Source organism: Candidatus Hydrogenedentota bacterium, assembly GCA_019637335.1.
Lineage (GTDB): Bacteria > Hydrogenedentota > Hydrogenedentia > Hydrogenedentales > JAEUWI01 > JAEUWI01.
On sequence record JAHBVV010000017.1, the window covers coordinates 83,571 to 103,121 of the forward strand.

Consider the following 19,551-nt stretch of genomic DNA (forward strand, 5'->3'; position numbering starts at 1 on the left):
GCGAGACTTGTCGCGTACGCGCTGGCATTTGCGTGGATTCGCGGGCGCCGGTATTGAACCTTTTCGGCCGGCGCGGCGTATAGTGATTCAGGCCTGTTTTATCCGGCCCCTTCGATGCGAGGAAATACGATGGCGAAACGATTCGCGCCGCTGGTGATACGGATTGGTTTGGGAGCGAATGCCGCCCTGGCGCTTGCCGCGGCCACGGCCGATTGGCCCAATTGGACCGGGCCGCTCGGGCGCAATGCGGCCGATACGGGCGCTCTGCCGGGGGAATTTGACCGGAGTTCCCGGCAGAATATCCGCTGGTCGGTTCGCCTGGGCGAGGTGGCCTTCGGCAGCCCCGCGGTGTCGCAGGGCAAAATCTTCATCGGCACGAACATGGCCGCGTTGCGCGACGACCCCCGCTTCGAAGGCCTGGACGGGGGCGTGCTGGTCTGTCTGGATGAGGTCACGGGGTCGCGGCTTTGGTCCCTGGCGACCCCGGTGCGCACGGAGGGCTACCCGGAGCGCACCCATATGATCCACCAGCGCTGGGGGCTCTGCTCGTCGCCCACCGTGGACGGGGAGCGGGTGTATGTTGTCACCAATGGCAACGACTTGCTGTGTCTCGATGTGGAGGGGCTACGGAATGGGAACGATGGCCCCTTTCAGGACGAGGCCGCCTTCATGGCGGGGGAGGGGCGGGAACCGGTCACGCTGAACCCGGAGATGGACGGGGACATCCTCTGGCGCTACGACATCCCCCGGGAATTGGAGGTGGCGCCCCACGATGTGGCGAGCAGCTCTGTGCTGGTCCATGGCAACGTACTGTATGCCGCGACCTCCAATGGGATCGGGGAGGGCAGTCCCGTCTACGCGCTGAATCGTGAGGCCCCGGCGTTTGTTGCGATCGACAAGGGCAGCGGGACCTATCTGGCGCGGGAGGGTGTGTCCCTCAGCGAAAACCTGTTCCACGCCCAATGGGGCTCCGCCACCAAGGCCGAGGTGGGCGGGGAGACCCTCATCTTCCTCGGCGGCAACGACGGCGTCTGCTACGCCTTCGAAGCGCTATCCGGCTCGGGCGGCGATGGGCCGGCGCCTCGACAGCTGGTGAATCGATGGCGATTCGACTGCAATCCGCCCCACTACCAGCGCTATCCCAACGGCAAGCCTATCTACTACTATCAAGGGGATCTCCGGGTCTACCGGAACAAGGTGCGCGCGGGCGAACCCGTGGAGGCCTTCAACTCTGGCGACGGGAATTTCGTTGGGCCGAGTGAGATTCTGGCGAGCCCCGTTTTCCACGAGGGCCGCGTCTATGTCGCCACCGGCCGGGATCCCTTGCACGGGCTCGGGCGGGGCGCCTTGAGCTGTATCGATGCCACCGGGTCGGGCGACATCAGCGAGAGCGGCCTGGTCTGGCGCTATGAAAACATTGGGCGGAGCATGAGCACGGTGGCCATCGCCGATGGCCTGGTCTACGCGGCCGATCTGGCCGGGCGCGTGTACTGCCTGGACGCGAAGACCGGGGCGCTCCACTGGGATCACGATACGGGCCACGAGATCTGGGGCAACCCGCTGGTGGCCGATGGGAAGGTCTACGTGAACACCAGGCACTCCTTCTGGGTCTTCGCGGCGGGCCGTAAGAAGGAGGTCCTGTTCAGCAGCCGGGGTGGCAGCGAGACCGGGCCCATCGCCGCCAACGGCGCGGTGTACGCCTTTATCCGTGGCCAGCTTTGGGCGATAGTGAAAAAGGACGTAGAGGACATCAACGACGAGGACCGGTAAGGCTGCCATATCGCGGCGCTTTTCGTAGCCCGGTGCGCATCAGGCCCCCGGTTACCAGAAGCGCGGCCCTTCGCCGTCGGGGCCCGAGCGACATCCGTCCCACAGGCCGTTTTCGCCCCTATATGTCCTTGGTGGCCCCCTGGCAAGAATCTCAAGTGCCATGGTGAGGCTATGGCCAACGTGGCGGAATACGAGGGCAATTCACAATGGATGAAAGTTTTCGGGAAAATGAACCTCGGGTCAGCCCGGGCGTACTGGGGACTATGAGGATTTCTCCTGTGAATAGTCGTTTCACTTTGCGCAAAACGCGACACCGCTGTTTCTGTGGCTTCCTGACGGTGTTCCTGTCCCTATCGGTCGCCGTTGCCGAAGACTGGCCCCGTTGGACGGGTCCATTGGGGCGAAACGTCTCGGAGACAAAAGAACTACCCATCTCCTTCGACCGAAAGACGGGGGAAAACATCCGGTGGGTCGCGCCCTTGGGTGAAGTGGCTTTCGGGTGCCCCACCGTGGCGGCGGGCCGAATCTACGTGGGGACCAACGCGGCGGCCCTGCGTGACGATGACCGCTTTGATGGCGTGAAGGGGGGCGTGCTCGTATGTCTGGATGAAGCGACCGGGGCGCGGCTTTGGACTCTGCTCAGCCCGGAGCGCACCCAGGGATACCCCGAGCTCGCGTTCGTCGAGGAACAGCGGTGGGGGATTTGCTCCTCACCCACGGTGGACGGAGACCGGGTCTATGTGATAACGAACGGTAATGACCTCCTGTGCCTGGATGTGAAAGGGCAGGCCGATGGCAATGATGGCCCCTTTCTGGAGGAGGCGACCTACATGGCGGGGGAAGGAAAAGCTCCTGTCGCGCTGCTGCCCGGAGACGGAGACATCCTCTGGCGATATGACATATCTCGGGAACTGGATGTGGCGCCCCATGACGTGGGCAGCTGCTCGGCCCTGATCGTGGGGGACGTGGTTTACACGAGTACCTCCAATGGGATCGGCCGTTACCGCGGGGAGGGGCCATCGGACGCGGTGAACCCCGATGCGCCCGCTTTCATCGCGCTGAACAAGTATACGGGGGAGCTATTGGCAGTCGATGATACCGCCATCAGCCGGAATCTCTTCCACGCTCAATGGGCGCCGCCTTCCTTCGGCTCCGTGGCCAACCGCGACCTTGTTTTCCTGGGTGGGAGCGACGGCTATTGCTATGCGTTTGAAGCCTTGGGGCCGGCGAGAGGAGATTCCGGCCGCCTGAAGACCGTCTGGAGTTTCGATGCCAATCCGCCCCACTACCGTTTCGACCCCGCAGGCAACGCTATCGAGTATGGACGGGGCGACCACAGGGCCTACGCCCGGAGAGTGAGGCTGAAGCAGGATGTGGCAGCCATGAGGGCGCAGACCCGCGGCGGGAATTCAGCCTTGAAGGATTACGTCGCCAACCTGGAGGGTTTCAACGCCAGTGACGGCACGTACGTTGGCCCGAGCGAAATTCTGGGGAGCCCGGTGTTTTACGACAACAAGGTCTACACGCTCACGGGCCGCGATCCCCTCCACGGCCTCGGCAAAGGCGCCCTGAGCTGTATTGACGCACGGGGGTCGGGCGACATCAGCGAGAGCGGCCTGGTCTGGCGCTATGAAAACATTGGGCGGAGCATGAGCACGGTGGCCATCGCCGATGGCCTGGTCTACGCGGCCGATCTGGCCGGGCGCGTGTACTGCCTGGACGCGAAGACCGGGGCGCTCCACTGGGATCACGATACGGGCCACGAGATCTGGGGCAATCCGCTGGTGGCCGATGGGAAGGTCTACGTGAACACCAGGCACTCCTTCTGGGTCTTCGCGGCGGGCCGGAAGAAGGAGGTCCTGTTCAGCAGCCGGGGTGGCAGCGAGACCGGGCCCATCGCCGCCAACGGCGTGGTGTACGCCTTTATCCGTGGCCAGCTCCATGCGATTGCGAACAAGGGCCTCAACGGCGAAAAGGGCCGGTAAGGCTGCCATCTCGCGGCGCTTTTCGTAGCCCGGTGCGCATCAGACCCCCGGTTACCAGAAGCGCGGCCCTTCTCCGTCGGGGCCCGTGCGGCATCCGTCCCGCATGCCGTTTTCGCCCCTATATGTCCTTGGTGGCCCTCAGCGATAGACCGCCAGGGCCGCCCGGGCGCCGGCGCCCTGGTGAATGGGCGCGCCGAGGCGGCCCAGGACGCTGTCGAGCGCGGTCAGGCAGAGAATTACATTCTTTTTCGAGCTGGCGTGTCCCATGAGGCCGATGCGCCAGACCTTGCCGGCGCCCGCGCCGAGGCCCGCGCCGATTTCGAGGCTGTATTCGGTGAGCAGGGCGGTGCGGACGGCGCCGTCGTCGATGCCGTCGGGGATTTTCACGACATTCAACTGCGGGAGGCGGCAGGAGGGGTCGACGGGCAGTTCCAGGCCCATGGCCTCCAGGCCGGCCTTGAGGGCGTTGTGGTTGAAAAGATGGCGCTCCCAGGACTGCTCCAAGCCTTCTTCCTGAAGCAGCACGAGGGCTTCGTGCAGGGCGTAGAGCGCGTTGATCGGGGCGGTGTGGTGGTAGGCGCGCTTGCCCCCGCCGTTGCCCCAGTAGCCCATCACCAGCGTCTGGTCGAGGAACCAGCTCTGGATCTTGCTCTGGCGCGCCTGGATCCGCTCCTGCGCGCGCGGGCCGAAGCTTACCGGGGACAGCCCCGGCGTGCACGAGAGGCACTTCTGGCTGCCCGAATAGATGGCGTCAATGCCCCAGTCGTCCACGCGCAGCTCGATGCCGGCGAGGGAGGTCACCGCGTCCACGATGATCAGCGCGCCATGCCGGTGCGCGATTTCCGCGAGCGTCTTCACGTCCGAGCGCGCGCCGGTCGCGGTTTCCGCGTGCACCGCGCCCACGATCTTGACACCCGGATTCGCCTTCAGCGCGTCTTCGAGCTTGTTCGGGTCGGCGGGCTGGCCCCATTCGTCCTCAATGACAATCGCCTCGCCGCCGCAGCGCTCCACGTTTTCGAGCATGCGCGTGCTGAAGACGCCGTTCTTGCAGATGACGGCCTTGTCGCCCCGCTCCACGAGGTTGGCGAAGCAGCACTCCATGCCCGCGGAGCCCGGCGCGGAGATCGGCAGGGTCATTTCGTTCTTCGTCTGGAAGGCGTACTGCAGGAGCTGTTTCATCTGGTCCATCATCTCGATGAAAGCGGGATCGAGATGGCCCAGGGTCGGCTTCGACATCGCCGCCAGCACGCGCGGGTGGATATCGGAGGGGCCGGGGCCCATCAGGGTGCGCTGCGGCGGCGTGAACGACGTGATGCTCATGGGGAAGCCTCCAGAGAGAAACCGGCCGGGCCGGATGGGTTCAGGGGTTCAGAAACGCCGTAGTATAAGGGCGCGCAGGACGGGGAATCCAACCGATTCGGGCCGGGAGCGCGTCGCTATTCGGCGTCCCCGCCCTGGCAGGCGGCCAGCAGCGCACGCAGCTCGGCCAGCTTTTCCGGCTCCGCTTCCCACAGGTTGCGCTGTTCGCCGATATCCTGTCCGAGGTTATAGAGCTGCACCGGCGGGGCGTCGGGCTCGGGCTTGTTGGGCCCGTTGCTGCTCCAGCCGCCGCTGCCCGGGGCGTCGATGAATTTCCAGGGGCCCCGCCGCAGGGCGAAGGCCCCGTCGATCGAATGGTGCACGGTGTATTCGCGAAGCGGCGTGTCGCGCTTCCTGTTCAGCAGGGCGGGCCACATGCTGACGCTGTCCTGGCCCGCGCCGGGCGGCAGGGGCGCGTCGAGGATATCGGCGACGGTCGCCAGGAGATCGGTGAGGCAGGTGACCTCATCCGTGCGGATACCGGGTTTGATTTTCGCGGGCCAGCGCACGAGGAAGGGCACGCGGTGGCCGCCTTCCCAGGCGTCGGACTTGCGCCCGCGGAAGTGGTGGTTCGGGCGGTGGCCGAATTCACCGACCATCTTTTCGGTGGGTTCGGTGGAGCCGTTGTCGCTGGTGACGATTACCAGCGTATTCTCCGCGACGCCCAGGGCGTCGAGGGCCTTCAGCACCTCCCCGACGGTGTGATCGGTTTGTGCGACAAAATCGCCATACTCCCCGGCGTCGCTCCAGCCCTTCACGAAGGGCGCGGGAACGACCGGGGTATGGGGCGATGTCAGCGGGAGGTAGAGGAAGAAGGGCTGGTCCGGGGCCGTCGCGCGGCGATCGCGCAGGTAGTGCACTGCCTTGTCGGTCAGGTCCGGCAGCACGTTCACGGTTTCGAAGCCGTCCGCCGTGAGGCCCTCGCGGAAGGTGGTCGGCTTCATCTCCGAGGGAATGGCGATCGCGCGATCATTCTCCAGATAGACGTACGGCGGCATGTCCAGCGAGGCCGAGATGCCGAAAAAGTAGTCAAAGCCCAGGTTCAGCGGACCGTGGGTGAAGGGCAGGGCGAAGTCGATGTTCTCGCCGGTCAGATCGGTGGCGTCTGTGAGCGCGGAACCGTCCCTGGTCTGCCATCCGAGCCCCAGGTGCCACTTGCCGATGCACGCCGTGTGGTAGCCCTGATCTTTCAGGAATTGCGCGACGGTCAGCTCGCCCTGATCGATGAGGGGCGGCGAATAGCCGAAGAGCACGTGCTTTTTCAGGCGCGTCCGCCACGCGTAGCGGCCCGTGAGCAGGCCGTAGCGGGTGGGGGTGCACACGGCGGATCCCGAGTGCGCGTCCGTGAACGCGATGCCCTCCGCCGCGAGCCGGTCCATGTGGGGGGTTGGGATCTTTGACTCCGGATTGAGACAGCGGACGTCGCCATAGCCGAGATCGTCGGCCAGGATGTAGACGATGTTGGGGCGTTCCGCCGAGACGGGCAGGGCGAGCGCGATCATGAACGTTGCGGCGAGGGCCGAAAGCACATGAAGCCTTTGAGAATGCATCTAATCTTCCTCTTTTCGTTGCGGATGCGCGCCACAGAATCGCTGTTCCATGATGGTGTCTCGAAATGGGCGCCGGGGATGGAGCCGGTGTATCCGGGAAACGGCGTGCAGGCGCCATGGCGACTTTGTGCTACAACTGCCCGTTCAGCGGTCCCCGCGTACGCTCAACACCTACCCAAGGAGCTTCTTCTCCCACCACGCCACGTGATCCACTGGCGTTGCGTCCACGGCCAGGCCGCGCTGCTGCATGGTCTTCTCGAAGCGCCCGCGGGCCTCTTCCAGCCAGTGATTTGTCACGGCGGCGGGCTCGGGGAGGGCGCCCTGATCGTTGGTGTCCGCGATCCACTGGTCGAGCTGGCCGCGCATCCGCTCGAGCAATTGCTTGTATTCAATGTTCTTCGCCAGATTCTCCAGCTCGTGCGGGTCGGCCCTCAAGTCGTAGAGTTCCTCCTCGGGGCGCCGCTCCGCCATGAAGGCCTGCTGCGCCTCGTTGAGTTTTCCTTCGGCTTTCCACTGCTCCAGCACGCCGAGCGCGGGGTATTGCAGTTTCTTGTAGGCGTTGAACTGCGTGTAGGGGCGGTCCGGGTAGAAATTCCGGATGTATTTGTAGCGCTTCGTGCGGAGGCAGCGGATCCGGTCCACGGTTTCGTCGCAGCGGTCGCGCGCGGACACGACGAACTCGCGCTGGGCGATGTCTTCGAGGGCCTGCCCCTGCAGGTGCGCGGGCGGCGTGATGCCCGCCCACCGCATCATCGTGGGCGCCAGGTCGATGAGGGAAACGAGGTCCTTTGAAACCTTGCCCGCGCCCGCGCCGCCGGGCTTTCGCACGATCAGCGGCACGCGGATACCGCCTTCATAGAGCCACTGTTTGTCGCGCACATGCGGGCGTCCATGATCGCCGTGATAGACGACGATGGTGTTGTCCGCGAGGCCCTCGTCCTCCAGCCGCTTCAGGAGCGCCCCGATCTGGCGATCGAGCACCTGGAGGGACTCCAGATAATCCGCCCAGTCCCGCCGGACGAGGGGGGTGTCGGGGTAATAGGGCGGCAGTTCGAGCTGGGCCGGATCGATCGGTCGCTCGGGGTCGCGTACGAAATCGCGGTGGGTCAGGGAGAAGTTGTACTGCGCGAAAAAGGGCTGGCCCGGCGCGCGTTGGGCCCAGTCGGCGCCGTCGAAGGGGCTGTCACTGGGGGTGAAGTTCCAGTCGGTTTTCCCGGGGCGCTCCCAATCCGTTCCGCGCCCGTTGGTGACGAAGTAGCCCGCCTCGCGGAAGTAGTGTGTGATCACCCGGACCGGTTCCGGCAGCGTGTGGCCGTCTTCCCGGTGGCTGCGGTGGTTGTGCGCGCCGATGCTCGTCTGGTACATGCCGGTCATCATTGCCGAACGCGCCGGCGAGCACACGGGGCAGGTGGCGAGTGCGGCGTCGTAGCGCGCGCCCTGCTCCGCGAGCCGGTCGAGGTGCGGCGTGTGGACGAGGGGATTCCCGTAGCAGCCCAGATCGGGGGAGGTATCCTCGGACACGAGCCAGAGAATATTGGGGCGCGGCGGATCGCCGGCCATCGCGCGCGGGGCGCCCAGGCCGGCGGCCAGACCCGCGCCGAGGGTGGATAGAAAGGTTCGTCGCTTCATGTCGTACTCCAATTCGGCAGCCTGCCGGGAATCACTATAACGGAGGCCCGCGCGCGGCTCAAGGACTGCATCGCGGGGCGTTGTCGTGCTATACTCCCGACTACAACGCGCCGCATTCGGGGGCCGGCATGCGCATAGTTCCGCTCTATTTCATTGGGTGTGATCCGTATTTCGCTTTGAACCGCGCCCCGCCCGCACCCGCAAGCCCAGGAGACCTGCCAGCCATGCGTATACTCATTGCCGGTTGCGGCTACGTGGGATCCGAGCTCGCGCGGCAGCTTGTCGCGTCGGGCCACACGGTGTATGGCCTGCGCCGAAATACGGCGGCGCTGCCGGAAGGCGTTGCGCCCGTCGCGGCGGACCTGCTGGATCCGGAAAGCCTCCGCGGCCTGCCGGGCGGGCTTGATGCCGCCGTGTACGCCGCAAGCGCGGATACCTATGGCGAAGCCGGATACCGAGCGGCCTACTACACCGGCCTCAGGAATGTCGCCGCGGCGCTGGCGGGGCAGACCTCGCTCAATCGCCTGCTTTTCACCTCCAGCACGGGCGTCTATTCTCAGGATGACGGGTCCTGGCTCGATGAAGACAGCCCTACGCCGGCGGTGCGCCCGACCATTCAGGCGCTGCTCGATGGCGAATCCCTGCTCCGGGACCTGCCCTGTTCCGCGGCCGCGGTGCGCTTCAGCGGCATCTACGGCCCGGGCCGCACGCGGCTGATCGACAGCGTGGCGGAGGGTACGGCGCGCCTGGACCCCAACGATGATCGTTGCCTCAACCACATCCACAGGGACGACTGCGCCGGCGTCCTGGCGCATCTGATCGGGCTGGATTCTATTGCGCCGCTGTACCTGGCGACGGACTGCGCGCCCATGCCGAGGAATGATCTGCTGCGCTGGATCGCGGCGGAACTCGGCCTGCCGGAACCGGCGGCGCTGGATACCGCGGAGGCGGGCGCCCGCCCATCGGAGCGGGGCGGGAACCGGCGCTACCGCAACCAGCGGCTGCTGGACAGCGGATACCGGTTTCGCTACCCGACCTGGCGCGAGGGCTATGGCGCGCTGATCGCGCGGCGGAGGCGCGGTGATTCGACCGCTTCCTGAAGTGTCTATCTGAAAGCATGGAATGAAATTGAATTGGTCCAACATCCCGTTTGCCCCCGCGCGCCTGCCGTTCTTTTATGGCTGGGTGCTCCTCGGCGTCGCGACCATCGGAATCGTGTGCAGCATCCCGGGCCAGACGATGGGTGTGGGCATCTTTACCGACGCGCTGATCGATGTGCTCGGATTGACCCGGAGTGAACTCAGCCTCGCCTACGCCCTCGGGACGATTGGCAGCGGCCTCTTTCTCACCCGGGCCGGTAAGGGGGTGGACCGGTTTGGCATCCGGCCCATGGCGGTGATGTCGTCCGTCGGCCTCGGCTTCAGCCTGATCTTCCTCGCGAACCTCCCCGCTATCTCCGCGGCGATTCCATTTCGCGGGACCCTGGCGCCGATGCTTGCGGTGTTCTTCTGCTTCCTCTTTCTGCGCTTTTTCGGGCAGGGGTGCCTGACGATGGTCTCGCGCGTGGCGATTGGTAAGTGGTTCAACCGCTACCGGGGCCGCGCGGTCGCGATTATGGGGGTGTTTACCGCCTTTTCCTTCAATTCCAGCCCGAGCTTTCTCAACTACCTGCTCAACGCGCATGGGTGGCAGGGCGCCGCCGTCGTGCTCGCCGCGATCACCGGATTGGGGATGACCGCCGTCGCGCTGTTGTTCTTTCGGGATACCCCGGAGGCCTGCGGGCTACCCATGGACGGAATCAAGCTGCCCGAGAACGGCGATCCCCCGCCGGGTGGGTTCACGGCCGAGCCGCGCGCGTTTACGCTGGCCGAGGCGCGGCGCACGCTGGCGTTCTGGGCCTATACCGCCGCGCCGGCCGCGCAGGGTCTCGTGATGACCGCGATCACGTTCCATATGGCCTCGCTCGGCGCGGAGGCGGGGCTGGATCGGGCGGCCGCCTATGCCGTCTTTGTCCCGATGGCCTTCTTCAGCGTGGGGGCGAACGTGGTAGGCGGGTGGCTGAGCGATCGTATCCACCTCAAGTGGCTGCTCGGGTTCATGATGGCGATGCAGATGGTCGGAATGGCGGGGCTTGCGGATCTGGGCTCCCCGATCGGGCGCTGGGCGTTTATCCTCGGGCACGGCTTCGCCGGGGGGCTGTTCGCCACGATGTCGACGGTTCCTTTTCCACGTTTCTACGGACGCCGGCACCTGGGTGCGATCAGCGGGTTGAGTATGTCCGTTATGGTTTATGCGAGCGCGGCGGGTCCGTATCTGTTCAGCAAGGGGCACGACCTGTTCGGATCGTATCGCGCCGTGACGCTGGGCTGTCTCGTGCTGCCGGCGATCATTGCCCTGCTCGGCTGGATCGCGCGTAATCCGCAGGAGACTTGCCCGGATCCGTCGTAGCGCACCGCCATCCGTTATCGCGCGCGCCACGCCTGGCCGCATTTCCGGCATTGAAACAGCTTTTCGAGAAAGGGCAGCGCCAGACCGAGCGTGGCCCAGGCGACGCCGCGCCGCCAGCCCGCGAGCGGCGCGCGGGACAGCATGACCGAACGGCAGGCCGGGCAGCGGCGGCGGCTCTGGTCGCGGGGATCGATGTACTCGTCGAGGTCGATTTCGGCGGAGATAGAATCGATGATGGCGCGGGCGCGCGCCAGATCCTCGGTCGGAACGCGCAGGATCCACCCGGAACCGCCCATGGCCTGGTAGCGGCTGCCACGGAGCATGCGCGCATCGATGCCGTCCTGCGCAAGGCGTCCGCGCACGAGCGCCGCGTGGGCGCTGTTGGGGTATCGCTGGAGTTCCACCATTTCGCTCATGGGAGATTCGTTCGGAGTCCGGCCGCCGCTACGCCTCACCCTGCGTGAGCAGCGCGTAGATCCGCGCGGGGTCTTCCGCCGACAACAGGGCGTCGCGGACCTCCGCCTCCTTCATGAGATTGCTGATGGCGGCCAGGGCCTTGAGGTATTGCGCGTGCTGGTTTTCGCGCGCGGCGACCATGCAGATGATCCGCACCGGGCGCTCGTCCAGGGAGGCGTAATCCTCCAGGTCCCGCTTGTTCACACCCACGGCCAGGACGAGATCTTTGACCGAGGCAAGCCGGACGTGGGGTACGCCGATCCCGAAGCCGATGCCCGTGCTCATGAGCGTTTCCCGCTCGAACACCTCGCGGCGGAGCTCCTCCGGGTCCTTCACCTGCGGCGCGCGCCCCAGGGCGTCGACCAGGGCGTTGAGCGCCGCTTCCTTGCTGTCGCAATCGAGCAGTAGCACCCGCTCCGGCGCCAGCAGATCGCGCAGCGCAATGGATTCCGGGCGCACCGGCTTTTTCGACGCGGTCAGGCGCGCGTCGACCCACTTCTCCAGCTCGCTGCGTTTGAAGCGCCAGGTGGTCCCGATCTTGCCGCAGGGGATTTCGCCCTTGTTGGCCCAGTCGTAAACCGTGCGCTCGGAGACGCGGAGGTAGGCGGCCACTTCTTCGAGGGTCAGGATTTCGTGTTCGCTCATTTCTATTCGCCTTTGCATAGTTGGCGCGCCGGGGTCGCCGCGTTCAGCGTTGGCCCATCGCCCAGACAGTATACCACAAGTATTCACATCATGCTACACGATTTGCAATCAAATGTGACCGTTTGCAAGAAAATGCATGACTAAGAAGGTGCGTCGCTCCGATCCCCATGCCGATCCACGCCGAGGCCGGACTTTTCGACGGGCCATACCCATTGCGCGCCGCAATTTGATTCAATCGCGCCGCCGGGGTAGGATGACGGCGGTGCTATTACGATTTGAACGTATTTACCCGGACGAGGATACTCCATGTTCATCCTGGACGCGCTGGGGCGCTTTTACCAGTTTATTGAGGCCCAGTTGCTGGGCGGCATGTTGTCGCAGGACAACACCGAGGCGGCGGTTTACAACTTCTTCCTGGTGTTGCTTCGCATCCTGGGCTTTTTCGGGTTCTAGGCGGGCACGGTGCGGACGGTAGGGGGGACAGCCGTGCGGGAAGGGCTCCGGTGAACCGGCCTGTCGTCTGGGCCGCCGGGGCGCTGGCGGCGGGCATTCTGGCCGCGGGGCAGCCCGGCTTTTCGCTTGCCTGGGTTGGGGTTTGCGCTGCGCTGCTGATCGCAATCCACCAATTGGCCCGCGCCCGGCCCTGGCGCGACGGGGTGATGATTGCGGCGGTTTTTTTCGGGCTCGGCGTTGCGCTTGAAATCGGCCAGCGGCCCGGGCGGCAGGGGGATGCGCTCAGCGCGCACGCGCGCGATCATCCGGGCGCGATTTACCGGATCGAGGGGCGGGTTACCCAGACGTCCGTCCACACCCCGGACACGACCTACATGGCGGTCCGCCTCGCGGCGGATCGGGTATGGGCGTCGGGCGAGCCCTCGCCGGTGGCCGGTGGCGTGGTGCTTCGCTGGTCGGATCCCGGCCGCGCGGTGCACCCGGGGGAGCGGATCGCGGTGGAGGGCCGGATCGATCCGCTCCTGGGCGACGTCAACCTGGGCACGCGCGGGATCGAGGATTTCTACCGGACCCATGGAGTCCACAGCACGATGCGCGTTCGGGGAGACGCGGTGCGGGTGCTTTCCCGGCCCCGGGTGGATCCGCGCTACTGGGCCTCCCGCCTGCGGCACTGGGAGGCGAAGGTCTTCGCGCGCGCCGCGCCGCCCGAGGTGGCGCCCTTTTTGCGCGCGGTCTGGCTTGGCGATCGCGGGGACTACGCCGAAGCGGATTACCAACCATTTCTTGAAACGGGCACCGCGCACATTCTTGCGGTATCCGGGGTTCACGTGGGCATTGTCTACCTGGCGCTTCAGTGGGTGCTGGGCGGCGTGATCCGGAGCCGCAAGCGCCTCGCCGCGGTTATCATTCTCGCGGTGTTCCTTTTCGCGCTCGCCGCCGGGGCGCGGCCGCCCATTTTCCGGGCCGCGCTCATGATCGCGCTGTACCTCGCCGCCGATCTGTTGGATCGCGAGCCGGACGCGCCAACGGCCCTGGGTATCGCGGCGCTGCTCATGCTCGTTCCCAATCCGGCGCTGCTCGGGGACACCGGATTCCTGCTGTCGTTCAGCAGCCTGGCGTCCATCCTCATCTATTGCGAACCGATCAATGCGCGCCTGGAGGCGGTTCCCCGGGGCGTGCGCGAAAACCTGGCCGCGGCCCTGGGCGTGTCCGTGCTCCCGCATCCCGTCAGCGCGCACGCGTTTCACGTCATCCCCCTCGCGGGGCCGGTCGCGAACCTGCTGGTGATCCCCCTGCTGTGCGGCGTGCTCTGGCTCTGCATGCTGACCGTGGCCGCCGCGCCGTTCTCGCCGGGCGCCGCGAGCCTTTTTGGCCATGCCGCGGCCCCGCTCGTGGCCGCCATCCATTGGAGCGCGCGGAGCGCCGCCGCCCTGCCGCTTTCGAGCATACAGGTCACCAGCCCCACCTGGATCGCCTGCGCCTTCTTCCTTGCCGGCGCCATCGGGCTTGCCCAGTGGCTCCACGGGGGCGCCCACCCGCGGCGCTGGCTCGCCGCCGCCGGCGTGGCGCTGCTGTGCGCGTGGGCCTTCTGGCGTCCGCTCGCGCCGCCCGCCGGGCTCGATTTTCTTGACGTGGGCCACGGCGACGCAACCTTCATCCGTACGCCGGGCGGGACCACCCTCCTGATCGACGCGGGCAACGAGACCGAGTATATTCGCGCGGGCAGCCGCACCGTCGTTCCGTGGCTGCTGGGGCAGGGCGTAGACGCGTTGGACTACCTCGTGATAACCCACCCGGATCAGGACCACATTGGCGGCGCCTTTCCGGTGCTCGACCGGATCCGGGTCGGGACGGTGGTGTTGTGGCCCGATCGAACCGATGACCCTTCCGAGCAGGCGCTGATTGCGCGTTGCGCCGAGGCCGGCATTCCGCTGCTGCGCGCGGGCGCCGGGGATTCCCTGCCCGTGGACGGAGCGCGGATCGGCGTGGCGCACCCGCCGCGGGGCGCGACTTATACCGACATCAATAACATCTCGCTGGTGCTTCATGTGACGTGGCCCGGAATGAACGCCTTGCTCACGGGCGATATTGAACTGGAGGCGGAGCGCGCGCTGCTGCCATCCGCGCCGCGGGTGGACATTCTCAAGGCGCCGCACCACGGATCGCACACCTCCAGCGGCCCCGCGTTTCTGGACGCCACCGCGCCGCGATTCGCGATCATCTCCACCCGCGGCAGCGCGGTTCGCGAGCCGGTGGGGCGGGGCGTGCTGCCGCGCTACGATGCGCGCGGTATCCGTGTGCTGCGCACGGACCACGCGGGCGGGATCCGGATCCGGCAGCGCGGCGAGGAAGTGATCATAACGACAGCGCGCGGACAGCGCGGCTACACGCTTGCGCCGCGCGCGCGGCCGGGGAATTAGCGGCGCCGGCGCGCGGCATTCCCGAAGCCGAAAAAGCGTTTGCGCGCGGGGCCGCCTGTGTTATGATTTGATTGGCCGCCACGCGCCGGCGTCCCAGCCGGCCAGGCGCAACGGCGGTCTTGCGTGGTTGTTTGAACCGGATGGAGCCCGGGGCGCATGGTGGTAACGGTGGGAACACGGTGGACGGATGCGCGGCATTATGTTCGCGCCGGGATGCTCGTTGCGGTGACCGCCGTCTTTGCGGCCCCGGCGTCCGCAGGCCCAACACCCGAATCGCTTCTGGAAACCTTCGCCGCGAGCGCGCCGGCATCGGGGCCGGTCACGGCGGATATCGAGATCATTCACGGCGGGGCCTGGTATACCCCCTGCCGCCGCCGTTTCAGCGCGCCTTCCGTTCAACGGCGTACCTGGAGCACGATCTACATCGACGATTCCCGCATCGTGGCCGATACGCGGAACCATCATTCCGCCCGGTCGACCGCGGCGGACTGGATCCGATCCTGGACGCGCGTGGAAGGGGATAGCTGGCATCGCTACGCGGAATGGGGGCCCGGCGCGGAACGGGCGGCCGCCGCTCGATACGAGGTGGATGGTTCCCGGATTCCCGCGCACGCGATTCACGCGTTCTGGGGGCTCGAGCTTCTGGGCTTCGCGCCCGGAACCCGCACTCCCCTCGCAAGCCATCTGGCCGCTATGCCGCGGCTCGATTTGCGCGCGCGCGTGGAGGCGGTACAGGGCCACCCGTGCGCCGTGCTGGAGGTCTCGGGCCCGGACGAGACCTGGCGGCTCTGGATCGATCCGGATGCCGGCGGGCTTCCGCGCAGGATCGAGGCGGCGATTACCTGGCGCGGCGAGTCCGAAGTGCGCGCGCGGCTTGAAGCCGCCGGGGTGACGGTCCCGCCCGAGTTTCAGAATCAGATCGCGCGCCCAGTCCGACTGGATTTTGTGATGGAGGATATCCTCATTGCGACGCCGGAGGACAGGCCGGCTATCCAGCGCGCGCGGGTGTGCCGTACCGTCCGGCTGGCGAACGGGGCCTTCTACCGTACGCTCGATCAAATGCTCGCAAGCGGCGTGTGGTCCGGCGCACGCGGCCCAACGCCCCTGCCGTCTCCGGGAATCGCCGCCGCGCTCGACGGGGGGCCAGGGAACGCGGTGGATGCCGGGCTGGCGTCCTTCAGCTTCGATGTGCTGACTATGCCCCGGCCCGCGGCCAACGCGCACATGGCCGCGCCCGCGCCGCCGCCGACTTTCGTGGAGCGATGCGTACAGGCGGTTCTCGCGTTTCGGATGCGCGACCTCCGGGATCGCGATCCGCATGTATTGCTTGGTTGGTCGGCCGGGCTGGCGATCGCGGTGAATCTGGGGGTGGCCGTTTACACCGGGTGGCGGCCCGGCGCCCGCGGGGGCGGACCGCGCAGCCAGTGGTGACCTTGCGGCGTTCGCGCGGGAGATCGGATCAAACGAGCCCGCGATAGAGTTCCGTGCGGCGGTTGTCGAAGCGGTCGTTGAGGTCCGCGATGGCTTTGTTGCGCGCGCTGGCGGGATTCAGCGTGGCGAGGCCGAGCGCGGGCGCATCCAGCGGGGCCCTCGCCAGTGTTTCGCCGCGCGGCCCGAGAATCTGGCTCCCTCCGGTGAATGCGAGGCTGCGGTCCGTCCGCGCCTCGGTCCCGATGCGGTTCGCCGTGATGCTGAAGACGCCGTTCTCAATGCTCCGTGCGAACATGGCCTGCTGGCACCAGGGAAGCACCAGGTTGCTCGGGTGCGCGATGATGTCCGCGCCGGCGAGGGCCAGGCAGCGCGCGGTTTCCGGAAAAAACCAGTCGAAGCAGATCATCACGCCGATCCGTCCGGCGGGCGTCTCGAATACGGGCGGCGGCGCGTCGCCCGGCAGGAATACGTGCTGCTCGCGGTTGAAGAGGTGGATCTTCCGGTAATTCCGCAGTGCGCCATCGGGGGTCACCAGCATCGCCGCGTTGTAGCAGCCTTCCGGCGCATGTTCGGCGTAGCCCGCAACGACGGTCATGGAGCGATCGCGGGCCAGATCGCGGAGCAGCGCGGCGGTGGGCCCGTTCTCCCGCGGTTCCGCCAGGGATGCCAGCTCGTCGCGGTCCCGGAAATCGTAGCCCGAGAAGGCCAGCTCCGGCAGGACCAGCAAGTCCAGGTCCGGCGCGCCGCCAAGGAGACGGCGGACGGATTCGGCATTGTCCTCCCAATCGCCGAAAGCGACGTCATACTGCAGGAACCCTGCGTGGATAGACACGAGGACAACTCCCAGGTTTGGCTCGGGGCGGCGATGGCGGACTGCCCGCGCGCGCGCGAGATTTCATGTTACAGCTGGCCGAAAAGGCGATTCTGGTGGGTGATTTCCAGGTTCGGCATGGTCTCAAACAGGGCGGGGGCGTATTGGAGGTTGATCGGCCCTTGGCGCTCGCCGCGGTGCCACGCCGCAAGCAGTTCGAGCCCCTCGGCGGCCGCCTCGCGCACGGGCAGCCAGAGGTGCGCGCACGCCTCCCGCATGACCGCCGTGTCGTTGGAATACGTCCACACCACGATCTCGAAATCCTTCCCCGGCGTGCGCCCCGCGCGGCGCGCGCCCTCGCGAATGCTCCAGGAGTCCTCGGTCCCGCTGCAATCCACCAGCGCGGTGACGCGTTCGTCCACCAGCAGGCGATGGACGATATGCGCGTTGTCGGTGCTCCGGAAATTCACGGACTGGATCAGGCGCTCGCTGGGCTCCAGGCCGGCCTCGCACAGGGCGCGGAGGTAGCCCCGGCGCCGGTCCACGCCGGGCTGGTAGTTGGGAAAGGCGCGCAGCATCGCGATGGATTGATGCCCGCGGTCCACCAGGTATTTCGTACAGGTGTATGCGCCGCCCTCGTAATCCGCCGTCGCCGCGCTGCACTCGGGAAAGGTGTCCAGCCTCCCGAATACGAGGTAGGGTATGCCGGAGGCGTGCAGCCGCTCGATGACGCGATCACCCAGCGGCAACGGGCTGGCGATCACGCAGGCCGAGAAAAGATTTTCCCAGACACTTCGCGCGTAGTCGACACCCGGCGACCCGGCGAGCGGGTTCATGTCGAAACAGATGCGCTCACCGGCCTCGCCGAAGACCCGCTGTAATTCGCCCAGGAGCCAGACCATGAAGAAATGGCTCAGGGGCATGTCGTCCGGGCGGGCCGCCTGCACCACCCCGACGCAGCGGCCCTGGTGGCCCCGCAGCGCGCGCGCGCCCATGTGCGGATGGTATCCCAGCGCGTCGATCACCTGATGAATACGCAGCCGGGTGGCGTCGCCCACGCCGGACTTGCCGTTGATTACACGGCTTACGGTATTGGCCGAGACGCCCGCTTCGCGGGCGACATCGTAGATCGTGGGCCGTTTACTTGTAGTTCCCATGCACTTTCACCTCTTCCCAACGTCGCTCGGGTGGCGCGCCTCCCACGGTATAATTATCGATAACCTAGCCAAAAGGCAAGTCCCCCCTAGCCTTCCCTGACCTTATCATACACGTTTTTCTGGAATTTTGACGCATTTTTTTCCAAGTAAGTACCCGCTCCCCGCCGGAATTAAGCAGTCTCTTCCCGCGATGATGTGAATCGCGATTCGCTCTTGACGGGATGTCAGATTTCTGTTACATTGAAGTCAGACACGTTATCGATCACGTGTTTGCGCATACCGCATGGGCGCCTGGCGGCGGTTCCGCACGGGCGCGACGGGCTGTGTCGGGCCGCTCCGATACGCCGATTGTACGTCCACCAACCGAGGACTTGGAAAGGAAAAAGCCATCATGAACAAGAAAGGTTTTACCCTGATCGAGCTGCTGGTGGTTATCGCCATCATCGGCATCCTGGCGGCAATCCTGCTGCCGGCCCTGGCGCGGGCGCGCGAAGCCGCCCGGCGCGCCAGCTGCCAGAACAACCTCAAGCAGTGGGGGCTCGTGTACAAGATGTACGCAAATGAGAGCAAAGGCGAGACCTGGCCGCCGCAGCAGGCGAAATTGGTCCTGCCGCCCAATGGCGACACGCCGGCATCGCTGCGTTGGGATATGGGCCCTTACACCATCGCCATCTATCCAGAGTATCTCACCGATCCGTCCATTCTGATGTGCCCGTCCGATTCGGACAGCAACGTGGGCGATATCTTCGCCGCCGACGGGACCAGCCTGTTGTTGGACGCCCGCCGGCCATCACAGGGCGGCGGCACCACGGCCAATGGCAGAGGCTGTAATCACGGCGGGTCTTGCATGGGCGCGGTCGATGTCAGCTACGGCTACTTTGGCTACCTCCTGGACCTCGTCGGGCCCAATGATCCGACCAAGACGGCGGAGGATTTGGCGGCGGCGCTGGCTCCCTTTGGCGTGGCGATCGCGAACCCCGCGAATGTGATCGTTAATGGCCAGTGGTCCGAGGCTCTGGAAGGGCAGTTCACCGCGCTGTATGCCGGTTATGTGGCGTTTCTGGGCAGCGGCGGGACCAATCCCACCCAATTCAACGCGGTTACGGAGAATGACATCAACGTGGACGCGTACGGGAACAGCGGCGGCACGAAGGTGCTTCGCCTGCGCGAGGGTATCGAACGCTTTACCATCACGGATATCAACAATCCGGGCGCGTCGGCCCAGGCCCAGAGCGAAGTGCCGGTCATGTGGGACCGGATGTCCACGGTGCCGTCGCACTACAACCACATTCCGGGTGGATCCAATGTGCTCTGGATGGACGGCCACGCGTCGTTCAACAAGTACCCGGAAAGTGTCATGGTGAATCCGCCGGCGGCGTGGATCGATGGTTCGATAGACCCCGGCTGATGATTTCTCCCATCTCGGGTTGATTGCGC

The 19,551-nt window shown here is 66.2% G+C and carries 15 protein-coding genes; 8 read left to right on the plus strand and 7 right to left on the minus strand.

The features are described from left to right. The first annotated feature begins 129 nt into the window (after positions 1–129). Positions 130–1,770, plus strand: a complete 1,641-nt coding sequence (locus KF886_17375; GenBank protein MBX3179129.1) for a PQQ-binding-like beta-propeller repeat protein — start codon at positions 130–132, stop codon at positions 1,768–1,770. Between the two features lie 395 nt (positions 1,771–2,165). Next, the gene (locus KF886_17380) at positions 2,166–3,755 is read left to right on the plus strand and encodes a PQQ-binding-like beta-propeller repeat protein (protein ID MBX3179130.1); all 1,590 of its coding nucleotides are present in this window, start codon (positions 2,166–2,168) and stop codon (positions 3,753–3,755) included. Positions 3,756–3,893: 138 nt separating this feature from the next. On the opposite strand, the gene KF886_17385 is transcribed toward KF886_17380, so the two are convergent. The 3 genes from KF886_17385 to KF886_17395 form a co-directional block, all read right to left on the minus strand. Continuing rightward, entirely contained in the window at positions 3,894–5,075 is a 1,182-nt protein-coding gene (locus KF886_17385; protein ID MBX3179131.1) for an alanine--glyoxylate aminotransferase family protein, read from the minus strand. Positions 5,076–5,191: 116 nt separating this feature from the next. Beyond that, a complete protein-coding gene (locus KF886_17390) occupies positions 5,192–6,664 on the minus strand; it encodes an arylsulfatase (GenBank protein MBX3179132.1) in 1,473 nt (490 codons plus the stop codon). Positions 6,665–6,835: 171 nt separating this feature from the next. Next, positions 6,836–8,224, minus strand: a complete 1,389-nt coding sequence (locus tag KF886_17395; GenBank protein MBX3179133.1) for a sulfatase — start codon at positions 8,222–8,224, stop codon at positions 6,836–6,838. Positions 8,225–8,508: 284 nt separating this feature from the next. Here KF886_17395 and KF886_17400 point away from each other — a divergent pair, with 284 nt between their 5' ends. Then, the gene (locus KF886_17400) at positions 8,509–9,393 is read left to right on the plus strand and encodes an SDR family oxidoreductase (protein ID MBX3179134.1); all 885 of its coding nucleotides are present in this window, start codon (positions 8,509–8,511) and stop codon (positions 9,391–9,393) included. A 22-nt stretch (positions 9,394–9,415) separates the two neighbouring features. Continuing rightward, the gene (locus tag KF886_17405) at positions 9,416–10,741 is read left to right on the plus strand and encodes an MFS transporter (GenBank protein MBX3179135.1); all 1,326 of its coding nucleotides are present in this window, start codon (positions 9,416–9,418) and stop codon (positions 10,739–10,741) included. Between the two features lie 14 nt (positions 10,742–10,755). Here the strand turns inward: KF886_17405 and KF886_17410 are convergent, their stop codons facing one another. Continuing rightward, on the minus strand, positions 10,756–11,157 hold the full coding sequence (locus KF886_17410; protein ID MBX3179136.1) for a DUF2007 domain-containing protein: 402 nt from the start codon (positions 11,155–11,157) through the stop codon (positions 10,756–10,758). A gap of 28 nt (positions 11,158–11,185) precedes the next feature. Further along, positions 11,186–11,842 carry a PTS sugar transporter subunit IIA gene (locus KF886_17415; GenBank protein ID MBX3179137.1) on the minus strand — a complete coding sequence of 219 codons (657 nt, stop codon included), beginning with the start codon at positions 11,840–11,842 and terminating at the stop codon, positions 11,186–11,188. Positions 11,843–12,148: 306 nt separating this feature from the next. Between KF886_17415 and KF886_17420 the strand changes: the two genes are divergently transcribed. The 3 genes from KF886_17420 (at position 12,149) to KF886_17430 (ending at position 16,146) form a co-directional block, all read left to right on the plus strand. After that, on the plus strand, positions 12,149–12,295 hold the full coding sequence (locus KF886_17420) for a hypothetical protein (GenBank protein MBX3179138.1): 147 nt from the start codon (positions 12,149–12,151) through the stop codon (positions 12,293–12,295). A 50-nt stretch (positions 12,296–12,345) separates the two neighbouring features. After that, positions 12,346–14,715, plus strand: coding sequence for a DNA internalization-related competence protein ComEC/Rec2 (locus KF886_17425; GenBank protein MBX3179139.1), 2,370 nt, complete (start codon positions 12,346–12,348; stop codon positions 14,713–14,715). Positions 14,716–14,871: 156 nt separating this feature from the next. Continuing rightward, positions 14,872–16,146 (plus strand): hypothetical protein, encoded by a 1,275-nt coding sequence (locus KF886_17430; GenBank protein ID MBX3179140.1) that lies wholly within the window; start codon positions 14,872–14,874, stop codon positions 16,144–16,146. Positions 16,147–16,174: 28 nt separating this feature from the next. On the opposite strand, the gene KF886_17435 is transcribed toward KF886_17430, so the two are convergent. Together KF886_17435 and KF886_17440 are read right to left on the minus strand one after the other, a co-directional pair. Next, positions 16,175–16,978 (minus strand): acyltransferase, encoded by an 804-nt coding sequence (locus KF886_17435; GenBank protein ID MBX3179141.1) that lies wholly within the window; start codon positions 16,976–16,978, stop codon positions 16,175–16,177. 68 nt (positions 16,979–17,046) lie between these two features. Further along, entirely contained in the window at positions 17,047–18,114 is a 1,068-nt protein-coding gene (locus tag KF886_17440; protein MBX3179142.1) for a LacI family DNA-binding transcriptional regulator, read from the minus strand. A gap of 391 nt (positions 18,115–18,505) precedes the next feature. Between KF886_17440 and KF886_17445 the strand changes: the two genes are divergently transcribed. Continuing rightward, entirely contained in the window at positions 18,506–19,522 is a 1,017-nt protein-coding gene (locus tag KF886_17445; protein MBX3179143.1) for a prepilin-type N-terminal cleavage/methylation domain-containing protein, read from the plus strand. Positions 19,523–19,551: the final 29 nt, after the last annotated feature.

Coding starts and splice junctions, on each gene's coding strand:
- KF886_17375 (MBX3179129.1), top strand. CDS start 130: ATGGCGAAACGATTCGCGCCGCTGGTGATACGGATTGGTTTGGGAGCG.
- KF886_17385 (MBX3179131.1), bottom strand. CDS start 5,075: ATGAGCATCACGTCGTTCACGCCGCCGCAGCGCACCCTGATGGGCCCC.
- KF886_17390 (MBX3179132.1), bottom strand. CDS start 6,664: ATGCATTCTCAAAGGCTTCATGTGCTTTCGGCCCTCGCCGCAACGTTC.
- KF886_17395 (MBX3179133.1), bottom strand. CDS start 8,224: ATGGCCGGCGATCCGCCGCGCCCCAATATTCTCTGGCTCGTGTCCGAG.
- KF886_17405 (MBX3179135.1), top strand. CDS start 9,416: ATGAAATTGAATTGGTCCAACATCCCGTTTGCCCCCGCGCGCCTGCCG.
- KF886_17410 (MBX3179136.1), bottom strand. CDS start 11,157: ATGAGCGAAATGGTGGAACTCCAGCGATACCCCAACAGCGCCCACGCG.
- KF886_17415 (MBX3179137.1), bottom strand. CDS start 11,842: ATGAGCGAACACGAAATCCTGACCCTCGAAGAAGTGGCCGCCTACCTC.
- KF886_17420 (MBX3179138.1), top strand. CDS start 12,149: ATGTTCATCCTGGACGCGCTGGGGCGCTTTTACCAGTTTATTGAGGCC.
- KF886_17430 (MBX3179140.1), top strand. CDS start 14,872: ATGGTGGTAACGGTGGGAACACGGTGGACGGATGCGCGGCATTATGTT.
- KF886_17440 (MBX3179142.1), bottom strand. CDS start 18,114: ATGGGAACTACAAGTAAACGGCCCACGATCTACGATGTCGCCCGCGAA.
- KF886_17445 (MBX3179143.1), top strand. CDS start 18,506: ATGAACAAGAAAGGTTTTACCCTGATCGAGCTGCTGGTGGTTATCGCC.